General features: G+C 72.1%; 2 protein-coding genes. Both read right to left on the bottom strand.

Going from position 1 to position 1286, the window contains the following annotated elements; translation table 11 throughout:
• Positions 1 to 434, bottom strand: a 434-nt coding sequence (locus EQG76_RS27975) for an SDR family NAD(P)-dependent oxidoreductase (protein WP_200841190.1), incomplete at its 3' end; no start/stop codon positions are given.
• A partial coding sequence (locus EQG76_RS27970) for an FAD-binding oxidoreductase (RefSeq protein WP_200841189.1) occupies positions 427 to 1286 on the bottom strand: 860 nt, incomplete at its 5' end. The genes EQG76_RS27970 and EQG76_RS27975, both read right to left, overlap by 8 nt.

Genomic DNA, 1286 nt, shown 5'->3' with positions numbered 1-1286 from the left:
CCCCGGTCGCCCGCGACCGAGCCGATCACCACGACCCGGCCGGCCCGTGCCCGCTCGAAATGGGGGATCAGCCGCAGCAGGATCGATACCACCCCGGCATAGCCAGCGGCGATCATGGCGAGCGCCGTGTCCGGCTCGCGCTCGGCCAGGTCCTGCGGCGTCATCACCGCGAACGCCACCACCACGGTGAGCGGACCTGACGCCAGCTCCGGCAGGCGCTCCACGAACCCGGCATGGCCCGCCGTGTCCAGCGCGTCGAAGTGCAGCGCCTGTGCGCGCACGCCGAACCGGTGCCGCAGGTCGCCGGCACTGCGCTCCAGATCGGCCAGGTCGCGGCCGGCCAGCAGCAGGTCGTGGCCGTGTGCGGCAGCCTCGCGGGCGATCGCGCGCGCCAGGCCGGACGAGGCACCCAGGATCAGCCAGGTCTCAGCCATGGACGGCCTCCCACGCCGGCGCATGGATGCCGAGGCGCCGGGACAGGCCGCTCTGCCAGCGTCCATCCGGATCGACCCGCTCCAGCACCGTGCGGAACCGGTCGAGCTCCGGGTACATCCGGGCGAAGCCTTCGGCGGAAAGCTGACTGTCCTTAGCGAGATAGATCCGCCCGCCCGCATCCAGCACGATCCGCTCCAAGGCAGCCAGTAGCCCGGCAACGCCACTGCGTTCGGGCAGGTCGACGGCCAGCGTCCAACCCGGCATGCAGAAGGACAGATGGCCGGGCCCGGTCCGGCCGAACGCCTTCAGCACCGCCAGGAACGAGGCCTGGCCATGCCGGCCGATCTCCTCCAGCAGCCGACGGAGACTGGTCTCGCCACCTTCGAACGGCACCACGCACTGGAACTGGCGAAAGCCCCGCCGCCCGTAGATCCGGTTCCACTGCCGCAGCCCGTCCAGGGGATGGAGGAAGGCCGGGATCGCCATGGTGCGGGTCCGCCCGCCTCGCGGTACGCGGCGCCACCACCAGGCATTGAACAGCCTGGTCGCGGCAGAAGACATGGCGAAGCCCGGCAGGTCGACCGGGACGGTGCGCTGCCTGGGCGGCACGGGTGCTACGCCGGTGGCGGCATGTTCCGCCGTCTCGAGGATGCCCCGGCCGAGGCTGCAGCCGCTCGCCAGCGCGTCGATCCAGCCCACCGAAAAGGTGGCATCGCGGGCTGCCTCGAAGGCGGCCAGGAAGGCGTCGAGGCCGTCGATCCGCCGCTCGGTGACGGTGACCGCGTTGGATGGCACCCGCTGGAGCCCGAAGGTCACCGAGGTGGCGATCCCGGTGAGCCCCAGCCCGCCGA

This window comes from Geminicoccus flavidas, assembly GCF_009806515.1.
GTDB classification, from domain to species: domain Bacteria; phylum Pseudomonadota; class Alphaproteobacteria; order Geminicoccales; family Geminicoccaceae; genus Geminicoccus; species Geminicoccus flavidus.
Note: the sequence above shows the minus strand (reverse complement) of the source record. Positions and strands in the feature narration are given on the sequence as shown.